Below are 19,330 nucleotides of genomic sequence, written 5' to 3' on the forward strand. Positions count from 1 at the left end.
CGCCGCGGCCGAGGTGATCGCCGGGACGATGTGCTCGCCGAGCGCACGGGGTCCGGCCAGGAACGGGAGGGTGCCGTCCGCCAGCTCGCCCGCGACCCGCAGCGCCTGCGGGCCCATCGCCGCCACCACCACCGGCAGCGGCGACCCACCCGGCACCACTGCGGGCATCGGGGTCCGCGCCACCAGCGTCTCCCCCGCGAGATCCACCGACCCCGTCTCCACCACCGACCGCAGTGCGGTCAGGAACTCCCGCAGCCGCAGCACCGGCCGCTCGTGCGCCTCGCCGAACACCGGCTCCACGAACGCCTTCGCGCCCAGCCCGAGTCCCAGCGTGTACCGGCCGCCGGTCGCGGCCTGGGTCGTCTGCGCCTGGCCAGCCACGATGATCGGGTGACGCCCGAAGATCGGCACCACCGACGAGCCGACCGCGAGTCCTGGCACCTCCCGCCCGACGAACCCGGCGACCGCCACCGAGTCCACATCGAACCGTTGCGGGAACCACGCCGACGCGATGCCCGCCTTCGCCGCCTCCCGCCCGTAGGCCACCGCCGAGTCAACCGCGTTCCCGGTGCCGACCGGCACCACCACCCCAATGCTCATGCGGACCGGAACATCGTGGCGTGCAAGGAACTTCCCGTGCCCACTATGCGGAACGACGGTTCACAAGCAGGCCGTCGATGGTGTAGGCGACCAGCCGCGCCGCCTGCTCGGCCGACGCGTGCTCCCACGTCCACGCACCCGCGTTCATCAACGCGAACACGTCCGCCCCCGTCACCTCCTGCCGCACCACCCCGGCCTCGACCGCACGCGTGACCAGCCGCTCGCCGATGTCCGCCATCCGCGCACAGGACGCGTGCAGCTCCGAAGCCTCGTCGTCCACTCCGTCCGCCAGCAGCTCCGCGAGGCCCTGGTAGGAGGCGGCGTGCTCGACCACCAGGTCGATCCACCGGCGCAGCGCCTCCTCAGGCGGTGACTCCGCCAGCGCATCCCCCGCGTCGAACAGCGACTCGTTCCGCTCCCGCAGGACCGCGCCGACCAGTGCCCGCCGGTTCGGGAAGTGGCCGTACAGGGTGCCGATCGCCACCCCCGCGCGCCGCGCGATGCCTTCCAGGGACGCACCGGTGCCCTGCTCGCGGAACACCGTGTCCGCGGTCGCGAGCAGACGGTCGTAGTTGCGGCGCGCGTCCGCCCTCGGTCGCCTGACTGCCGGGCCCACCCTTGCCTCCCGCTTAATTCGAGGTACCCTCGACTTAACTACTCGAGCCACCCTCCTCCGGCCCGTCGAAAGAGATCAGCGTCCTTCCGGGTGCCAGGGCGGCACCCCCGCGGGCTGCTCGGGAATGGTCACGTCGGGCACGGTGTCGTTGACGTACCAGGAAATGGGTACGCCGGGGAACTGGCCATGCGGATCGGGCACCGCCGCGAGCGTCGCGCCGTGCTTGGTCATCTCGCGCAGCGGGACAGCACCCCACCTGGCCACCAGGCGTCGCATCGAAACGCCTCTCGTTCGATGGATACGGCGTACCGCACGAGCATGGCTGACGCCGCTGACCGCCTCAACGCCTCCCACATGCCGGGCACCGGCTCGTCACCGGCGGAGGATCTTCCTGGCGATGAGGTTGCCAGCGAACTGCGCGACCTGGACGATGACGACGATGGCGATCACCGTGATCCAGGTGACGGCCGGGTTGAACTGGCGGTAGCCGTACACGATGGCGAAGCTGCCACGCTCGACGAAGTCGTTGTTGATGATCGCCGCGGCCAGGTCGTCGAGCGAGGTGGCGGTCTCGCCGAGCGGCCGGGCGGGCATACCGAGCCGACCTCGACCGTCCTCAGTGGACGATCGGGTGGCCCGCCGTTCGCGTGATCAGGTCGCGTGGTCAGTCGGAGGGACCGCGCAGTAGCAGCATGACCCTCAGCACGTGTTCCACAGCACAGGGAAAGGCCGCGCCGCGCAGCTCACCGCGGGTCGCGAGGTTGCGTGCCGCGAACTCCAGCATGTGGTCGATGCCCATCCGGCGGACGACGAGCGCGGCGATCTCGCCGAGGTCGAGGTCGGGGTGGTCGAGGCGCGCGAGGGCGAACTCGATGACAAGTTCCTCGTCCGTCATGGTGCCTCCCCACCGGATTCTAGACCTCGGCGCGGTGTGCGACCCTCCTGCGCCACGCGTCGATCACGAGCACCGGGCGCATGCCGACCGACTCGTACAGGCCGAGCGCCGGGGTGACGTTGTCGGTGTCCACGTGCAGCAGCGTGCCTGCCCGGCCGACCGAGGCGTCGGCGGCGAAGGCATGGCGCAGCAGGAACTTCGCGATGCCCCGGCCTCGGGCAGCGGCGACCACGCCGAGTTCGGCGACATACCCGCAGCGTTCCACCTCGGCGAACCGGTCGTCGCACTCGAGCACGCCCACCGCGCTACCGGCCAGCTCCGCGACCCACAGCCACGACCACGCGAAGGCCGGCCGCCGCTCGTGCTGCTCGAGCCACTCCTCGTAGGGCATACGGGCGAACCCGAAGTGGTCGGTGAACGAGGTCATCAGCACGTGGTGCGCCGCACGCCGGACCGCGTCGTCGTCACCGGCGACGCGGAGCACGACACCATCGGGCGGCTCGGGCGCGGCGAGCGGCCCGGCATGGTCCGCCCGCAGGCGGTTGAAGGTCGTGGCGACGTGGAAACCGTGCTCTGCCAACGCGTCGCGGAGCGCCTCGTCGTCGTGGTAGCAGCCGTGGTGGACGGTGACCTCCTGATGGCCCGCCTCCCGTCCGGCGTCCCGCGCGCGGCCGAGCACCCAGTCGAACAGCCACCGCCGGACCGCGACGTCGTCCGCCACGACGTCGACGTCGGCCAGGCCGCCGCCGTTCTTGCGGTGCACGGTGCCCGCCCCGACGAGCCGTCCGGTCCCGTCGTGGACGAGCCGACCGTCTCGCGCGGGGTCGAACCCCGGTTCGGTCAGCTCGTCACGGGCGTCGTCGAGGCTGAAATCCTCGGCGCCGGTGACCGCGAGCGTGTAGTCGCGCACGAGTGCGTGGAGAGCGTGCACGTCCTCATCGCCGAGCCGGGGCGCCCTGACCGTGTGCCCCGCGGGAAGCACCATCTCGCGATGGTGCTCGCCCACCCCCTCGGCTGTCGACCGGAATTCGGGTGGACCCATCGCCCCGCCGGGCCCGCGAGGCGTTCCCGTACCGTCGGGACATGAGCTACTCGTCACCGGATCCGAGGTGGACCCGGCTCGACCAGTCACGACCGGCGCCGGTCGCGTCCCGGGAGGTCGCCGCGGCAGGGCAGGCGGGCGGTGGTGGGCCGATCCTGCCGTTGCTGCGCCAGGCCGTGATCGACGAGCCCGTCGACCACGAGGAACTGCTCAACCACGTGGCGACCGCCATCCACGAGGTCGAGCCGGTCTTCGACCCACGGCCGGAACTGCTCGCGCTGCTGGACCTGCCGGACGTGACCGAGGCGAACCTCGACCGGGACGCCGCCCTCGCCCGGATCGACGCGCTGCACGAGGCACCCGAGGAGCACGCCGAGCTGATCGGCGCGGTCGCGCTGGCCGTCTCGTCGATCTCGGCCACGGCGACCGCCGCACCGTCCTGCGACCTGGCGCCCTCGGTGATCGGGCTCGTCTGCACGGCCCTGCGGGCACAACCGCCTGCCCGCTCGGCGAAGGAGGCCTACCAGCACGCGCGTGCGGCCCGCGACGCGCTGGTCGCGGAACTCCCGGTGTTCACCTCGGCCGCGCTCGGCGCCGCGACCCTGCGGGACACGGCGCTGGAGGAACCCGCGGTGCGGGTACTGCTGCGGCTCTACGTGCTGCGCCGCTGGCTGCTCGAGACCACGTGGCCGCAGCGCCGCGCCTGCTGGCGGATGCTGGACAAGGTCGCCACCGCGACCTACCCACCGGCGGACCCGATCACGTTGACGCAGCTGACCGAACGCCTTGGCGAGTACCAGTTCCGCCGCTGGCCTTCCTGACCCGGCCTGATATCGAGGACTGGCGGGAATCCGCGTTCGAATGGCGAAAACCGAGTCCGGGCCGCCCACACGGGTCGGCCCGGACTCGGAAAATGTCAGAACAGCGCGATGAGCACCAGAATCACGATCACGGCGATGACGATGCCCACGACCGGTATCCCGCCAGGACGCCTGCGGTAATGACTGCGGACCGTGGTGGTGCGGAACCACCCGTACGGCACCCGCCTGCGATGACTGCTGACCCAAGGCATGTGTGCTCCTTTCGCCACATCTTCAGACCAACCGCATACCCGCTTCCGCGCGCCGCGACACCCGATCGGCGCATATTTCACATGTCGGACTCGATGTCTTTGCGACCGAGGCGGCTGACGATCGTGGGGCGTGCGGTGACCGCACCGGGCGCTACCAGTAGCGGGAGATGAGCACGTTGACAGTGCCGCGAAGCGGGACGCGCACCTGGAACCGGCCCATGTTGTTGCTCGCGTACGGGATGGTGGGGCTCGCGCTGGTCTCGCTCGCCGGCCTGATCTTCGACGACCGGCTGCTCGGCGGGATGCCGATCTGGACGAAACCGTTCAAGTTCACCATCTCGATCGGTGTGTACGCGATCACCTGGGCGTGGATGGCTTCGCTGACCACCAGGGCACCCCGGCTGGTGCGCCGCACCTCGCTCGGCCTCGTCGGTCTGCTCCTGCTGGAAATCGTGCTGATCATCGGGCAGGTGGTGCGCGGCCGCGCGAGCCACTTCAACAACGAGACGGAGTTCGACCACCGGATCTACCACGTCATGGGCGCGTCGATCACCACGGTGTGGCTGCTCACCCTGGTACTCACCATCGTGTTGATGCGCAGCGAGATCCGCGACGCGGCCGACAGATGGGCGATCCGGCTCGGCGCCGCCATTTCCCTCGTCGGTGCCGGGTTCGGCCCGGTGATGGCCTTCCCGACGCAAGCACAGGTCGACACGATGCGCGCCGGCCTCAATCCCGCCGCGCTCGGGTCACACAGTGTCGGCGTGCCGGACGGCGGTCAGGCCATGCCGATCCTCGGCTGGAGCACCACCGGCGGTGATCTGCGTATCCCGCACTTCCTCGGCATGCACGCACTGCAACTGCTGCCATTGCTGGCCATCGCCCTCACGCTGTTCGCCACGAGGCTGCCGTTGCTGCGTTCGGAGGCGGTACGGGTCCGGCTGGTGTTCGTCGCGGCCGCGGGCTTCGCGGGTCTGCTCACCCTGGTCGCCTGGCAGGCGTTCCGGGGACAGCCACTGATCGCGCCGGACGGCTGGACACTGGCCGCGCTCGGCCTGCTGGTCATCGGCGTCACCGTCGGTACCGCGTGGGCATGCCGTGCCCCGGCTGATGATCCGGCCCAGCCTTCCCCGGCGTGGACGGCGCGGCAGAAGGCGTCTTCCGCCTCTTCCTGATCGCGACGCCCACACGCGGTCTCACCCTGGCGACTCACAATCACCCGTTCGTGGTTGCTGGACCGCTTGGTTGTGTGTATTCACACGCGGTGGGTTGAATCCGCTCCTCCAGCCGGGTGGCGGTGGCCGCCAAATCCGCCATTTGCCCGTGGGTGGTAGCACGCTTGCCGGACTGCTATCGACGTGGAGCATCGAGGAGGTCGGTGATGACCACTTCGCCTCAGCGTGTGCTGTTCCAGACGACCGACCACGACCGCGCGGGCGAGTTCCTGACCAGCGTCTACGGCACCGATATCCGGATGACCGGTACCCGGATCGGTTACTCCTTCCGGTTCACCCAGCTGATGAGCTCGACGTTCTCGGTGGGGACGGCGGCGCAGACCAACGAGATGGCGATCACCGTGGCGTCGCCCGCGAGCCTGTTCGTCGTGCGTCCCCGGGGGACGGTGATGGACTACTGCTCGCAGGGGGCCGAGCACCAGTTCCGGTCCGGGGAGCTGTTCCTCGGGTCGAAGAGCGAGCACGGCACGCCCTACCGGGCGCGCTGGGCCGACGGCGTCATCGAGGCCGCCGCCCTGCCGTTCACGCTTCTGAGCGAGGTCGCCGCCACCGGGGACACGACGCGCGACGAGCCGATCCGGTTCACCGACGTGCGCACACACGACCGGGACGCCGCCCGGCACCTCGCCTCCACGATCGACTACCTCACGGACGCGATGCGCGACCAGCCGGAGTCCATGGGCGAGCCGCTCGTGGCGAGCACGTCCGGCCACCTGCTGTGTGCGGCCGTGCTCGCGGCCTTTCCCAACACCGCGCTGCTCGAACCAACGATCGAGGACCGCCGCGACGCCCACCCGCACACGCTACGCAAGGCCATCGCGTTCATCGACGACAACGCCGCCGAGGACATCAGCGTCGCCGACATCGCCGCCACCGCCAACGTCACGATCCGCGCTCTGCAACACGCCTTTCGCCGCCACCGGGACACGACACCCATGGGGTATGTGCGGCTGGTCCGGTTACGGCAGGCCCATCGGGAACTACTGGCGACCGACCCGGCAGGCGGCATGACCGTCACCCGGATCGCCGCACGCTGGGGCTTCTTCCACCCGGGCCGCTTCGCCCGCTACTACCGGGAGATCCATGGCTGCTCGCCGTACCAGACCCTGCTCAGGGACACGCCATGAAGCGGACTCCCATGCGACTGGGGAGGGAGGAACGCCGGGAGCCCGCTTGCTGAGGCGGCGACGAGGTCCAGGTCACCGAGCACTGGTTGGTACGAGAAGACTTTCCACCATCACCGGCCCTCCTGACAGCACGCGAGACGACATCGTGGCGGCCCCGGCAGAGCCGGGAAACAGCCGAAAAACGAACCCGCATCGGCACGGTCAGACGGTGGACCGCTCCCCTGATGCGACCTCCGCCGCCGCCGGTCGCGGGCCGTCTCGTCACGCCGCGTCCATGAGAGGACCGGACAGATCAGCCGCCGACGAGCGGCAGGAGGTTCGGCCGCCACACGCCGTCGTGCTCACGCGCCGTGCGGAGCCGCTCGTCGGGCACCGCGCCGTAGGTCGTCGTCCGCTGTCGCGCCGGACGTCCCGCCCTGGCGGCGAGTTCCTCCAGCCCGGCGATCGTCTTGTAGCTGCCGTTCTCCGAACCGGCCATGCGGCTGATGGTCTCCTCCATCAAAGTGCCGCCAAGGTCGTTCACGCCGCCGCGCAGCACGTCGACCACGCCCTCGTCGCCGAGCTTCACCCACGACGTCTGGATGTTGTCGATCCGGCCGTGCAGCAACAACCTGGCGAGCGCGTGCACCGCGCGGTTCTCCAGGTACGTCGGGCCGGGCCGCGCGATCCCCGCCAGGTACAGCGGCGCGTTCGTGTGCACGAACGGCAGCAGCACGAACTCCGTGAACCCGCCCGTCCGCTCCTGCAGGTCGCGGATCAGCTTGAGGTGCGCCACCCAGTGCGACGGGTTGTCCACGTGCCCGTACATCATCGTGGACGTCGTGTTGATGCCCAGCTCGTGCGCGGTGGTCACGACCTCGACCCACGACGCCGTCGGCAGTTTGCCCTTGGTCAGGATCCACCGCACGTCGTCGTCGAGGATCTCCGCCGCCGTGCCGGGCAGCGAGTCCACCCCGGACTCGTGCGCGGCGGTCAGCCAGTCGCGGATGGACAGGTTCGTCCGTGACGCGCCGTTCACGACCTCCATCGGCGAGAACGCGTGCACATGGAGCCCCGGCGCGCGCTTCTTGACCTCGGTGGCGATGTCGAAGTACGCGGTGCCGGGCAGGTCCGGGTGGATGCCGCCCTGCATGCAGACCTCGGTCGCGCCGACCGCCCACGCCTGCTCGGCCCGCTGCCCGACCTGGTCGAGCGACAGCGTGTACGCGTCGCTGTCGGTGCGCCGCTGGGCGAACGCGCAGAACCGGCACCCGGTGTAGCACACGTTCGTGAAGTTGATGTTCCTGGTGACCACGTAGGTCACGTCGTCGCCGACGGTGTCGCGCCGCACGTCGTCGGCCAGCGCGGCGAGGGCCTCGATCTCGTGCCCGTGCTGTGCGGACAGCAGCGTCAGCGCGTCGGCGTCGGACAGTCCTGCCGGGTCGGCCTCGGCGTGCCGCAACGCGGTCGCGAACTCGCCTCGGGCCCGCGACCCCGGTACGGCGGAGACGTTGGGACCGACCTGCTGACGCAGCTCCTCCCAGTCGCCGTACACGGAGTCGAAGTCGTCGCGGCGGTCGGCCGTGCGGCCCTCGGTGTCGATCGAGGCGTGCAGGTCGGTGCGGCCCGAGGAGACGAGCGCGACCTCCGGTTCCTGCCACGGACGGCCGGTGATCGCCGCGGCCGGGTCGGCGAGCCCGGCCCCGTCGGCCAGCGCGGCCACGTGCGGCGCGACGCGCGGGTCCAGCCACGGCTCACCCCGCGTCACGTACTCCGGGTAGACCGGCAGCCGCTCGGCCAGCTCGAACCCGGCGGCACGGGTGTACCTCTCCAGCTCCGCCAGCCTCGGCCACGGCCGTTCCGGGTTCACGTGGTCGATGGTCAGCGGCGACACGCCGCCCCAGTCGTCGATGCCCGCCCGCAGCAGCAGCTCGTACTCGCCCTCGATCAGGTTCGGTGGTGCCTGGATGCGCATCCTCGGCCCGAGCACGAGCCGGGCGACCGCCACGGTCGCGGCCAGCTCGGCGGCCTCGACGTCCGGCATGGCACGCATCGCCGTGTCCGGCTTGGCGCGGAAGTTCTGGACGATCACCTCCTGGATGCCGCCGTACTGCCGCGCGACCTTGCGGATCGCGAACAGCGAGTCGACGCGCTCCGCCATGGTCTCGCCGATGCCGAGCAGGATGCCGGTGGTGAACGGGACGGCGGAGCGGCCGGCGTCCTCCAGCACCCGCAGCCGCACGGCGGGCTCCTTGTCCGGCGAGCCGTAGTGCGGGCCGCCGGGCTCGGACCACAGTCGCGTCGCGGTGGTCTCCAGCATCATCCCCATCGACGCCGACACCGGCTTGAGCCGCTGGAAGTCCTGCCAGGTCAGCACGCCAGGGTTGAGGTGCGGCAGCACCCCGGTCTCCTCGAGGATCTTGATGGAGATCGCGCGGACGTAGGACAGCGTGTCCGGGTAGCCGGCCTGCTCCAGCCAGGTCCGTGCCGACTCCCAGCGCGCCTCTGGCTTGTCGCCGAGGGTGATCAGCACCTCGCGGCACCCGGCGGCGGCGCCCTTGCGCGCGATGTCGAGGACCTCGTCCTCGGACAGGAACGCGGCGGGCAGCCTGCCCGGCACGGTGGCGAACGTGCAGTAGTGGCAGCGGTCGGCGCAGAGCCTGGTCAGCGGCACGAACACGCTGCGGGAGTAGGTGATAGTCCGGTCCCGGCCGACGGCCGCGAGCCCCTGGTCGCGGACGCGCGATGCCGCCTCGAAGAGCTGGTCGAGCTGCTCGCCCCTGGCGTGCAGGAGGGTCTCGGCCTCGGTCGCGTCGAGCGCGACACCGTCCCTGGCGCGGCGCAACGCCCGCCGGATGGCCGTCTCGTTCGGTACGAAACCCTCCACAAGCACCCCTTCCGCTGACGGCTCAGCCCAAGCTAGTGTCCCGAACCGGAAATCTGGCACCTGATTCGGCGGCCCAGCCTCCCGCTGGCGGCGTTGCCGATCCACCCAAGTACAACCCGGTACGAGGGAGAATCGGTGCCTTGCCGGCAGAAACCTGGATCCACCGACTCACGCACCGCATTCCCGGTTCGGGACACTAGCCGCCGCGCCCGACGATCGCGTCACTCGCGCGCGTGATGGTCATCCCAACCTCGCCGGTGTGCGGATCATTCCGACCGGTTCGGAGTTGAGCAGTACTCGCGTCTCACCGCAGGAACATCGCTGATAGATCACCCAGCCCTCGCTGGTGACGTGGCTCGACGTGGTCACGAAACGGTGTGCTGCGCTCATGCGCTCCAGCATGCTGTAATGGCCCTATGCATCTGAACCCTTACGGCGAGGATCCGGTCCGGCTGGCCGTCGATCTGGTCCTGGCGCCACCGCGGTCCGCCGCCGACCTTGGCAGACGGTGTGCCGCGGCGGGGGTCGTCGTGGACGCCAAACCCACCGACGACGACCTGCACGAGGTCGAGCGGTTCCTCGCACGCTGGCTCGGGGTGGTCGACGCGGACACGACAGAGCGGCGGACCGAGCGGCTCAACCTCCTGCTCGCACAGTCCTCGGCGTACCCGAGGCTCACCAACCACGCGGGCGACGGCTGGCACATCCACTACCGCGACGCGGACCTCCCCCTCTCCGGCGTGCTGCGCGCGCTGATCAGCGTCGGCACCGCACTGCACCTCACCGGCCGCGGCATGACGCGGCTGCGCCGGTGCGCGCTCGACGAGTGCCGCGCCCCGTTCGGCGACTTCAGCCGGGGCGGGCGGCAGCGCTACTGCTCCCCCTCGTGCGCCAACCGCGACGCCGTCCGCCGCCACCGGGCCAAGAGGTCGGCTTAGGACGTCGTTCACACGCCCGCTCCGCTCCTGACATTCACTCTTTGGGGTGAGAATCGCAATTAAACGTTCTCCGGCTTGACGTCGCGGGGGTCGTAGTCGCTGAGCATCGTGATCATCGTTGGGTCGAGGCCACCCCCGTCCCCCCTTTCCGCTCCGCCGCTGGCCACGACCCTTTTCGGGCTCGGGACGGCGGTGCTCGCGACCGTGGGCGCGCTCGGCCTGCCCGGCGTCCTCGGCCGTCCGCGCACGACCCGAACGTGAGAACGGTTCAATAGACTGGTCACGTGCCAGAGCGGAAGTCGAAAACCGGAAGAACTCAACAGGAGCGCAGCGCGGCGATGCGGCGACGGCTTCTCGATGCGACCGTCGAGTGCCTCGTCCGGTACGGCTACGCGGGCACGACCACCACGAGGGTCACCGAGCTGGCGGGAGTCACGCGCGGGGCGCAGGTGCACCACTTCCCCACCCGGACCGACCTCGTCGCCGCCGCGGTCCGTCACCTCGCGGCGAAACGCGCGGAGCTGGCGTTCGAGAAGATCGACGCGGTCCGCACCGCACCCGACCCGCTCGACGCCGCGCTTGAGCTGATGTGGGAGGTGCACCAGGGCCCGGTCCAGTACGCCACGATGGAGATGTGGGTGGCCGCCCGCACCGACCCGGAGCTGCGCGAGCAGATGACGCAGGTCGAGCCCGCGGCACGCGCGTCGCTCATCGAGTTCACCGAGGCCGCGTTCGGCGAGCACTCCGGCAACCCCCGGTTCCGGCACGTCATGTACACGGCGATGGACGCCGTCCGCGGCATTCTCCTGATGGGACTGTCCGACGCGGACCCGGAGAACGTCGGGAAGCGGTGGCACCGCGCGAAGACCGACCTCCGCGACCTGATGGACGTCGTGCTGCCGGGAGGCTCGGCTACGCGCGCATGAGCGGCGCGAGGTAGGCGCGGGCGAACGCACGCACCTCATCGTCGTCATCGAGCGGGATCGCGCTCTCCGGCATCAGCGTGAACGAGATCGCGAGGCGCACGAACAACTCCGCGACACCGTCGGGGGTCCGCTCACCGACCGCCATGCGCGCCCCGCCCTGACGCACGAGGAAGTCGCGGGCGGCGGCGACCACGAGCGCGCCGTTCGTGGTCAGGTACGGCAGCAGCGCCTCGGGGTCGGAGGCGAGCAGCCGGTTCAGCAGCCGGTCCGCGCGGGCGTAGCGCACCCCGACCACGAACCCCTCGACGAGCCGCTCCTCCACAGTGGACACACCGGCGACCGCTTCCGCGATGCCGCGGAAGAACCGGCCGGACTCGCGCACCAGCACGGCCTGCACGAGCACGTCCTTGCCGTCGAAGCGGCGGTACAGCGTCGCCCGCGACACCCCGGCCCGCTTCGCGACGATGTCGACGGTGGTGCGCCGCAGGCCGTAGGTGAGCAACTCCTCTAGCGCGGTGTCCAGGATGGCCGCGCCGACCTCGTCGGTCGACGGCCCGGCCAGCACCAGGTCCAGCAGCGTCGATGGGGTCGGCTCACTCATCCGAGCGGACCGGCCCCCGCCCGCCGGTAACCCGCCCGCGCCCGTGCCGTGTACCGCACCCGCGCGGGCAGGAGCGGCCAGGCGCGGCGGATCGCGGTGCGCAGCGTGCGATGGCGCCGCTCGTCACGGTCGGTCCACGTCTCGCCGATCTGTTCGCGCACCACGGGCGGCAGCGTACCGACCGCATGCCACCACAGCGGCTTGGCGGTCGGCTTGCGGCCCAGCCGGTACAGGAACGCGGGCACGAGCGGGAACGTCTCGGGCGGCTCCTTGGCGAAGGTGATCAGACCGCGTGCGGCCGGGGTGAGCTCCAGCCGTTCGCGGCACATCATGTCGAACCACACCTGGAAGCTCGCGAAGTCCGGCGGCACCAGGCGATCGCTCACCCCGTACGCGCGGTAGGCACCGCAGCCCTCCTGGTAGAGCCGCTCCTTCTCCGCGTCGGTCATCGGGTGGTCGAACAGGTCGATCATCTGGAACAACGCGTCGAAGATCGTGGCGTGGGCCCAGAAGTAGGTCTCGGGGTCCAACGCGTGGTACCGCCTGCCCTTCGCGTCGGTGCCCTTGATGTGCGTGTGGTAGTCCCGGATCCGCTGCGCGGTCTTCGCGCCGTCCGGGTAGTCGAACGTGACGCCCTGGATCTCCGGCACCGACCGCAGCACCCGCTCCCACGGCTCGTTGAAGAAGTCGGAGTGGTGCTCGACCCCCGCGCCGAGGCCGGGGTGCATGAGCTGCAACAACCCTGCCTTCACCAGCAGCAGGTAACCGCGGACCTCGCCTGCGTAGCGCCAGTGCAGCGTCCCCGGCCCTGGCATGTCCAGCCCCGGTTCGGTGCGCACCACTTCGGTCATGACGGCTCCCCGAGTCGATGAGACAATCTTGCATCTTTGTATCACGGGCCGTCGCCCGGGGAAACACCCACGTGGCTCACGCGACACCAGGAGTTCGGCGCATAGGACCCGCGTGATGGCCCAACTGGTATGTCCCCGGACGTCCTGATCCGCCATAGCGTCTCCCTTGTTTGATCCACCCTGCTTTCCGATGTCAAGGGAGACACCGAAACATGGATCGAAGACTCCGTTCGGGCATCTTCGTCGCGGCCATGATCGCCGGGCTCGCGACCGCGCCCGCCGCGGCGGCGCCCGCGCCGTCCACAGACGGCATGCTGGCGGCGATGCAGCGCGACCTCGGGCTCACGGCCGGACAGGCGGCGACCCGGCTCGCGACCGAGAAGCGTGCCAACGACACGAACCTGGTGCTGCGCAAGGACCTCGGCGACGCCTACGCGGGCGGCTGGCTCGCCGACGGCAAGCTGGTCGTCGGCGTCACGTCGACCGGCGCCGCGACGTCGGTGCGCGCGCACGGCGCCACCGCGAAGGTCGTCTCGCGCAGCGAGAAGGCACTCGACACCGTGCGATTCTCCTTGGACCGCAACAGGTCCACCGCGCCGTCGTCGGTGCCGGGCTGGTATGTGGACGTGCCGTCGAACACCGTCGTGGTGCTCTCCCGTGCCGACGCGACCGACGCGGCGTGGCGGTTCGTCCGGTCGGTACGCGTGGCGGCGGACGCGGTGCGGGTGGTGGCGTCGGACGAGTCGCCTCGGCCACTCATCGACGTCGTCGGCGGCAACGCCTACTACATCGGGTCGGGCACCCGGTGCTCCGTCGGCTTCTCGGTGACCGGCGGGTTCGTGACGGCCGGGCACTGCGGCAGGACCGGCGCGACGACCACGCAGCCGAGCGGCCGGTTCGCCGGTTCGAGCTTCCCCGGCAACGACTACGCGTACGTGCAGGTGAACGCGGGCAACACCCCGGTCGGCGCGGTCAACAACTACGCGGGCGGGCGGGTCGCGGTGGCCGGGTCACAGGACGCGGCGGTCGGGTCGACGGTGTGCCGGTCCGGCTCCACGACCGGCTGGCACTGCGGCACGATCCAGGCCCGCAACGCGTCGGTGACCTACCCGGAGGGCACGATCACCGGCCTGATCAGGACCAACGTGTGCGCCGAGCCGGGTGACTCCGGCGGTTCGCTGCTGGCGGGCAGCCAGGCCCAGGGCGTGACGTCCGGCGGTTCCGGCAACTGCGGCTCGGGTGGGACGACGTTCTTCCAGCCGGTCAACGAGATCCTGCAGGCCTACAACCTGACGCTGGTGACGGACGGCGGCGGCGAGCCGCCCGGTGGCGAGTGCGAGGGGTCGCTCACCGGGAACCTCGCGTCGGGCGCGAGCGCCATCCAGCCGAACGGCGGCTACTACCAGTCGACCGGCAGCGGCGCGCACACCGGCTGCCTCGACGGCCCGCCCGGTACGGACTTCGACCTGTACCTGCAGAAGTGGAACGGCGCGTCGTGGGCGGACGTCGCGAGCGCGACGAGCCCGAGCCCGGACGAGACGCTGACCTACAACGGCACCGCGGGGTACTACCGCTACCGGGTGCACGCGTACAGCGGCTCTGGCACCTACACGCTGGGTTACACGAGGCCATGACCGTGGTCCGGGCAGTGGCGCCCGGACCACCTCGAACGGCGCTTCCGGGACGCTCACCGTCCCGGAAGCGTCTTTCAGGGCATTCCCCCGCGGGTGCGGCTCAGCTGCTGTAGTCGTAGAAGCCGCGGTTGCTCTTCTTGCCAAGCAGGCCCGCGTCGACCATGCGCAGCAGGAGCGGCGGCGGCGAGTACAGCGGCTCCTTGAACTCCGCGTACATCGACTCCGCGATCGCCTTCGTGGTGTCCAGGCCGATGAGGTCGGTCAGCGCGAGCGGGCCCATCGGGTGGGCGCAGCCCTGGATCATGCCGGTGTCGATGTCCTCGGCGGACGCGAACCCCGACTCCAGCATCCGGATCGCGGACAGCAGGTAGGGCACCAGCAGCGCGTTCACCACGAAGCCGGCGCGGTCCTGGGACAGGATGACCTCCTTGCCCAGCCGCGTCTCCGCGAACTCCTGCGCCCTCGCGCGGGTCTCGTCGCCGGTGAGCAGCGACGGGACCAGCTCGACGAGCTTGAGGATCGGCACCGGGTTGAAGAAGTGGATGCCGATGACCTGCTGGGGCCGGGACGTGGCCATGCCGAGCTTCATGATCGGGATGGACGACGTGTTCGACGCGAAGATCGCCTGCGGGTCGACGACGACCTTGTCCAGCGAGGTGAACACCTCGGTCTTGATCTGCTCGTTCTCCGCGACCGCCTCGACGAGGAGCCCTCGGTCGCCGAACTCGCCGAGGTCGGAGGTGAACCGGATGCGATCGAGCGCGGCGGCCCGGTCCTCCTCGGACAGCTTGCCGCTGCGCACCGCCCGCGCGAGGGACTTCTCGATCCGCGCGCGACCAGCGGTCAGCGCGTCCGGCGACACCTCACTGACGATGACGTCCAGCCCGGCCCGCGCGCACACCTCCGCGATGCCCGACCCCATGAGGCCACACCCGACCACGCCGACCCGATCGATCTCAGACACAACCCCTCCGAAAGTCACACGTTCCGCCGGTACTGGCCGCCGACCTCGAAGAAGGCGTCGGTTACCTGTCCCAGCGTGCACACCCTGGCCGCGGCCATCAACTCACCGAACACGTTACGGTCCTCCGCTACAGCCGTGCGCAGCCGCCGCAACGCCTCCTCGGCCTCCGCCTTGTGCCCGGCCTGGAACGCCCTGGTCCGCTCCACCTGCGACCGCTTCTCGTCCTCGGTCGCGCGGGCCAGCTCGATCGTCGGCAGTTCCTCGGCATTGTCCTGGCTCGGCAGGAACGTGTTCACCCCGATCAACGGCAGGGACCCGTCGTGCTTGCGCTGCTCGTAGAGCATCGACTCGTCCTGGATGCGACCGCGCTGGTAGCCGGTCTCCATCGCGCCGAGTACGCCGCCACGCTCGGAGAGCCGCTCGAACTCCATCAGCACGGCCTCTTCGACCAGGTCGGTCAGCTCGTCGATGACGAACGAGCCCTGCAGCGGGTTCTCGTTCTTCGACAGGCCCCACTCCTTGTTGATGATCAGCTGGATGGCCATGGCGCGGCGCACCGACGACTCCGTCGGCGTGGTGACGGCCTCGTCGTAGGCGTTGGTGTGCAACGAGTTGCAGTTGTCGTACAGCGCGCAGAGCGCCTGCAGGGTGGTGCGGATGTCGTTGAAGTGCATTTCCTGCGCGTGCAGCGACCGGCCGGAGGTCTGCACGTGGTACTTGAACTTCTGCGACCGCTCGTTCGCGCCGTACCGCTCGCGCATCGCGACCGCCCAGATGCGCCGCGCGACCCGGCCGATCACGTTGTACTCGGCGTCAAGGCCGTTGGAGAAGAAGAACGACAGGTTGGGCGCGAAGTCGTCGATGTCCATGCCGCGCGCGAGGTAGGACTCGACATAGGTGAACCCGTTGGCCAGCGTGAACGCGAGCTGGCTGATCGGGTTCGCACCGGCCTCGGCGATGTGGTAGCCGGAGATCGACACCGAGTAGAAGTTGCGGACCTTGTTGGCGATGAACCACTCCTGGATGTCCGCCATCATCCGCAGGCTGAACTCGGTGGAGAAGATGCAGGTGTTCTGGCCCTGGTCCTCCTTGAGGATGTCGGCCTGGACGGTGCCGCGCACGTTGGCGAGCGTCCACGCGGCCATTTCGGTTCGCTCCTGCGCCGACGGCTCGCGACCGTGCTCGGCGGTGAACTTGCCGACGGTCTGGTCGATCGCCGTGTTGAGGAAGAACGCGAGGATGGTCGGCGCGGGGCCGTTGATCGTCATCGACACCGAGGTGGTCGGCGCGGTGAGGTCGAAGCCGTCGTAGAGCGCCTTCATGTCGTCCAGCGTCGCGATCGACACGCCGGAGGTGCCGACCTTGCCGTAGATGTCCGGCGGGGTGTCCGGGTCGTGCCCGTACAGGGTGACCGAGTCGAACGCGGTCGAAAGGCGGGTGGCGGCCGAGCCCTCGGACAGGTACCGGAAGCGCCGGTTGGTGCGGAACGCGTCGCCCTCGCCCGCGAACATCCTGGCCGGGTCCTCGCCGTCGCGCTTGAACGGGAACACCCCGGCCGTGAACGGGAAGTAGCCCGGCAGGTTCTCCTTGCGCAGGAAGCGGAGGAGCGTGCCGTCGTCGTCGAAGCGCGGCAGCGCGACGCGGGGCACCCGGGTACCGGACAACGTCTCGCGCCACAGCTGCGTGTGCAGTTCCTTGTCGCGGACCTTCACGACCAGTTCCTCGCCCGCGTAGTCCTGCGCGAGTGCGTGGTGCCGGGCCAGCAGGTCATCGGTGTCCCGCGCGACCCGGCGCTGTGCCTCCGCGACCAGCGTGTCCAGGTCGGCGGTCGCCGCACCGGCCCGTGCCAGCGCGTCCTTGGCCGTGGTCAGGGCGAGGTGCTCCCGGACGGCACCCACCTGGTCGTCAGTCTCTTTGTGATACTCACGGACGGCCTCCGCGATCTCGGCCAGATACCGCGTGCGCTTCGGCGGCACGACGGTCGCCGCGCGGGTGGACACCCTGCCGCTCACCGGCGCCAGCACGGGTTCGCTGACCGGCAGGCCGCCATCGGCGAGCAGGTCGCGGAGGTGGTGGTAGAGCGCGGTGACGCCGTCGTCGTTGAACGTGGCGGCGCTGGTGCCGTAGACCGGCATGTCCTCCCAGGAGACGCCGAACGCCTCGCGGTTGCGGACCATCTGCCTTGCGACGTCGCGGCGTGCGTCCTCGGCGCCGCGCCGCTCGAACTTGTTGATCGCGACGACGTCCGCGAAGTCCAGCATGTCGATCTTCTCGAGCTGGGACGCGGCGCCGAACTCCGGCGTCATCACGTACAGCGAGGAGTCGACGAACGGCACGATCGCCGCGTCGCCCTGCCCGATGCCCGGCGTCTCCACGATCACCAGGTCGTTGCCCGCCGCCTTGCACGCGGCGATCGCATCGGTCAGCCCCGAGGGCACCTCGGTAACCGCGCCGCGGGTGGCCATGGACCGGAAGTAGAGCTGCGCGCCGTCGTCGCCGCCGATGCCGCCGAGCGAGTTCATCCGGATCCGGTCGCCGAGCAGGGCGCCGCCGCCGCGCCTGCGGGTCGGGTCGACGGCGAGGACCGCGATGCGCAACTTGTCCTGCTGGTCGACGCGGAAGCGGCGGACCAGCTCGTCGGTGAGCGAGGACTTGCCGGACCCGCCGGTGCCGGTGATGCCGAGGACCGGCACGCGCCGCGCGGCCGCGGCGTCGCGGATGGCGGTGAGCGTGCCGTCCGCGAGCCTGCCAGCCTCGATCGCGGTGATCGCGTGCGCCAGCACGTCGTGATCGCCCGCGATGACCGCCTCGGCCGTCGGCACGTGCCGGTCGGCGAGGTCGTGGTCGCAGGCCTCGACCATGGTGTTGATCATGCGGGCGAGGCCGAACCGCTGGCCGTCGGCCGGGGAGAAGATCCGCGCCACGCCGCGGGAGTGCAGCAGCTCGATCTCCTCGGGAACGATGACACCGCCACCGCCGCCGTAGACCTTGATGTGGCCCGCGCCGTGCTTCTCGAGCAGCTCGACGAGGTAGCTGAAGTACTCGACGTGCCCGCCCTGGTACGCGCTGATCGCGATGCCCTGGACGTCCTCCTGGATCGCGGCGCGGACGACCTCGCGGACCGACCGGTTGTGGCCGAGGTGGATAACCTCGGCACCCTGCGACTGCAGGATCCGCCGCATGATGTTGATCGCCGCGTCGTGCCCGTCGAACAGGCTGGCCGCGGTGACGAACCGAACCGGGTGGACCGGACGGTGCAACGATGTCTTCTCCGACATGTAAATAGTTTGACGTCCTACATTTTGATGTGCAACCGATGTGGCGCAACTCTCGTCGTTTGTGATATCCCACCTGCGACAATGCCCGCTCGACCCATGGAGTCCACGTGCAGGTGCCGGAGTCAGTGCGAAGGATGCTCGACGACGACCTTGCGTCGCGCTCACTCGGCATCACCCTCGCCGAGGCGGGCCCCGGCCACGCGACGGTCCGCATGACGATCACCGACACCATGGTCAACGGACACGACCTGGCCCACGGCGGCTACGTGTTCCTGCTGGCGGACACCGCCTTCGCGTGCGCCTGCAACAGCTACGGCCCGGTCACGGTCGCCGCGGGCGCGGACATCACGTTCGTCGCCCCCGCCCACCTGGGCGACGAACTGACAGCCCGCGCGGAGGAACGCGTCACCTACGGCCGCAGCGGCATCTACGACGTAACCGTAACCCGCCAAAACGAGACAATCGCCGAGTTCCGAGGCCAAAGCCGAACCCTCCGCTAACCCACCCCCCAACCCCCGCGAGTCCACCGTTCAGAACCCGCGAGTCCACGGTTCAGAACCCGCGAGTCCACCGTTCAGAACCCGCGAGTCCACCGTTCAGAACCCGCGAGTCCACCGTTCAGAACCCGCGAGTCCACGGTTCAGGACCGGCGAGTTGGTGATTCAGTGCAACCGGCGGTCAGCGA

19 protein-coding genes are annotated in these 19,330 nt (G+C 70.1%); 7 read left to right on the forward strand and 12 right to left on the reverse strand.

Features of this window, described 5'->3' with window-relative positions; translation table 11 throughout:
- The 6 genes from WBA97_RS37005 to WBA97_RS37030 form a co-directional block, all read right to left on the reverse strand.
- The coding region (locus tag WBA97_RS37005) for a TIGR03564 family F420-dependent LLM class oxidoreductase (protein WP_424235686.1) at positions 1-600 on the reverse strand (600 nt) is incomplete at its 3' end.
- A 43-nt stretch (positions 601-643) separates the two neighbouring features.
- Positions 644-1,216, reverse strand: a complete 573-nt coding sequence (locus tag WBA97_RS37010; protein ID WP_424235687.1) for a TetR/AcrR family transcriptional regulator — start codon at positions 1,214-1,216, stop codon at positions 644-646.
- A 75-nt stretch (positions 1,217-1,291) separates the two neighbouring features.
- Positions 1,292-1,492, reverse strand: a complete 201-nt coding sequence (locus tag WBA97_RS37015) for a hypothetical protein (protein ID WP_424235688.1) — start codon at positions 1,490-1,492, stop codon at positions 1,292-1,294.
- A 96-nt stretch (positions 1,493-1,588) separates the two neighbouring features.
- Complete coding sequence (locus WBA97_RS37020; RefSeq protein ID WP_424235689.1) at positions 1,589-1,810, reverse strand: hypothetical protein; 222 nt, start codon at positions 1,808-1,810, stop codon at positions 1,589-1,591.
- Positions 1,811-1,880: 70 nt separating this feature from the next.
- Positions 1,881-2,111 carry a hypothetical protein gene (locus tag WBA97_RS37025; RefSeq protein WP_424235690.1) on the reverse strand — a complete coding sequence of 77 codons (231 nt, stop codon included), beginning with the start codon at positions 2,109-2,111 and terminating at the stop codon, positions 1,881-1,883.
- Between the two features lie 19 nt (positions 2,112-2,130).
- Positions 2,131-3,096: a GNAT family N-acetyltransferase gene (locus tag WBA97_RS37030; protein ID WP_424235691.1), complete on the reverse strand. Its 966-nt coding sequence runs from the start codon at positions 3,094-3,096 to the stop codon at positions 2,131-2,133.
- Between the two features lie 98 nt (positions 3,097-3,194).
- Here WBA97_RS37030 and WBA97_RS37035 point away from each other — a divergent pair, with 98 nt between their 5' ends.
- On the forward strand, positions 3,195-3,974 hold the full coding sequence (locus WBA97_RS37035) for a hypothetical protein (protein WP_424235692.1): 780 nt from the start codon (positions 3,195-3,197) through the stop codon (positions 3,972-3,974).
- A gap of 95 nt (positions 3,975-4,069) precedes the next feature.
- Here WBA97_RS37035 and WBA97_RS37040 read toward each other — a convergent pair whose 3' ends face one another.
- Positions 4,070-4,225 (reverse strand): hypothetical protein, encoded by a 156-nt coding sequence (locus WBA97_RS37040; protein ID WP_424235693.1) that lies wholly within the window; start codon positions 4,223-4,225, stop codon positions 4,070-4,072.
- Positions 4,226-4,392: 167 nt separating this feature from the next.
- Here WBA97_RS37040 and WBA97_RS37045 point away from each other — a divergent pair, with 167 nt between their 5' ends.
- Positions 4,393-5,400 (forward strand): hypothetical protein, encoded by a 1,008-nt coding sequence (locus WBA97_RS37045; protein WP_424235694.1) that lies wholly within the window; start codon positions 4,393-4,395, stop codon positions 5,398-5,400.
- Positions 5,401-5,606: 206 nt separating this feature from the next.
- Positions 5,607-6,587, forward strand: a complete 981-nt coding sequence (locus WBA97_RS37050; protein WP_424235695.1) for a helix-turn-helix transcriptional regulator — start codon at positions 5,607-5,609, stop codon at positions 6,585-6,587.
- A 292-nt stretch (positions 6,588-6,879) separates the two neighbouring features.
- Here WBA97_RS37050 and WBA97_RS37055 read toward each other — a convergent pair whose 3' ends face one another.
- Complete coding sequence (locus tag WBA97_RS37055; RefSeq protein ID WP_424235696.1) at positions 6,880-9,453, reverse strand: bifunctional FO biosynthesis protein CofGH; 2,574 nt, start codon at positions 9,451-9,453, stop codon at positions 6,880-6,882.
- A 416-nt stretch (positions 9,454-9,869) separates the two neighbouring features.
- Between WBA97_RS37055 and WBA97_RS37060 the strand changes: the two genes are divergently transcribed.
- Together WBA97_RS37060 and WBA97_RS37065 are read left to right on the forward strand one after the other, a co-directional pair.
- Positions 9,870-10,391, forward strand: a complete 522-nt coding sequence (locus WBA97_RS37060) for a CGNR zinc finger domain-containing protein (protein ID WP_424235697.1) — start codon at positions 9,870-9,872, stop codon at positions 10,389-10,391.
- 338 nt (positions 10,392-10,729) lie between these two features.
- A complete protein-coding gene (locus WBA97_RS37065; RefSeq protein WP_424235698.1) occupies positions 10,730-11,317 on the forward strand; it encodes a TetR/AcrR family transcriptional regulator in 588 nt (195 codons plus the stop codon).
- On the opposite strand, the gene WBA97_RS37070 is transcribed toward WBA97_RS37065, so the two are convergent.
- Complete coding sequence (locus WBA97_RS37070; protein WP_424235699.1) at positions 11,304-11,918, reverse strand: TetR/AcrR family transcriptional regulator; 615 nt, start codon at positions 11,916-11,918, stop codon at positions 11,304-11,306. The genes WBA97_RS37065 and WBA97_RS37070 overlap by 14 nt on opposite strands.
- On the reverse strand, positions 11,915-12,769 hold the full coding sequence (locus WBA97_RS37075; RefSeq protein WP_424235700.1) for an oxygenase MpaB family protein: 855 nt from the start codon (positions 12,767-12,769) through the stop codon (positions 11,915-11,917). Before WBA97_RS37075 ends, WBA97_RS37070 begins: the two co-directional genes overlap by 4 nt.
- A 212-nt stretch (positions 12,770-12,981) precedes the next feature.
- Here WBA97_RS37075 and WBA97_RS37080 point away from each other — a divergent pair, with 212 nt between their 5' ends.
- Positions 12,982-14,403, forward strand: coding sequence for a S1 family peptidase (locus WBA97_RS37080; RefSeq protein ID WP_424235701.1), 1,422 nt, complete (start codon positions 12,982-12,984; stop codon positions 14,401-14,403).
- A 100-nt stretch (positions 14,404-14,503) separates the two neighbouring features.
- Here WBA97_RS37080 and WBA97_RS37085 read toward each other — a convergent pair whose 3' ends face one another.
- Positions 14,504-15,367: a 3-hydroxybutyryl-CoA dehydrogenase gene (locus WBA97_RS37085; protein WP_424235702.1), complete on the reverse strand. Its 864-nt coding sequence runs from the start codon at positions 15,365-15,367 to the stop codon at positions 14,504-14,506.
- A 14-nt stretch (positions 15,368-15,381) separates the two neighbouring features.
- Positions 15,382-18,645 carry a fused isobutyryl-CoA mutase/GTPase IcmF gene (gene icmF / locus WBA97_RS37090; protein WP_424235703.1) on the reverse strand — a complete coding sequence of 1,088 codons (3,264 nt, stop codon included), beginning with the start codon at positions 18,643-18,645 and terminating at the stop codon, positions 15,382-15,384.
- Between the two features lie 134 nt (positions 18,646-18,779).
- Between icmF and paaI the strand changes: the two genes are divergently transcribed.
- On the forward strand, positions 18,780-19,145 hold the full coding sequence (gene paaI, locus WBA97_RS37095; protein ID WP_424235704.1) for a hydroxyphenylacetyl-CoA thioesterase PaaI: 366 nt from the start codon (positions 18,780-18,782) through the stop codon (positions 19,143-19,145).
- Positions 19,146-19,330: the final 185 nt, after the last annotated feature.

Source organism: Actinophytocola sp., assembly GCF_049647105.1.
Classification (GTDB): Bacteria; Actinomycetota; Actinomycetes; order Mycobacteriales; family Pseudonocardiaceae; genus Actinophytocola.